At 49.0% G+C, this 351-nt stretch carries 1 protein-coding gene; it reads right to left on the bottom strand.

Annotation, left to right across the window (positions count from 1 at the left end; translation table 11 throughout):
- The coding region (locus AC1DCV_RS35840) for a hypothetical protein (RefSeq protein ID WP_477027691.1) at nucleotides 1-351 on the bottom strand (351 nt) is incomplete at both ends.

The following is a 351-nucleotide window of genomic DNA, read 5'->3' as shown; positions in this document are numbered from 1 at the left end:
AGTGTGAGCACCGCATCCTTTCCTGCTGTGTTACGGATAGTGCCGGTAACTGCTGTGCCGAGTGTAATACCATCCATATCCATATCGCCCTGCTGCACGGTGTAGCTGTACAGTAAAGCATTGGTGCCGCTGCCGCTTACGAGTGTAGCAGATTTTGTAGTGGCGCCTATGATTACATCCAGCGATGAAGCACCGGTAACATTTATAGGTTCACTGAAGTGAACGGTGAAGGAGAGTACCTGGCCAAGTCTGTAAATGGCATTTGCCGGTACATCTACTGCTGTTACCACAGGAGCTGTTCCTGCAAAAACGAGGCTTAATGTATTGGAAGCGGTATTACTGTTATTGCCC

It is taken from the genome of Chitinophaga sp. 10T418, assembly GCF_056394125.1.
The sequence above is the reverse complement of the archived record's forward strand: the minus strand, read 5'-3'. Positions and strand labels throughout refer to the sequence as shown.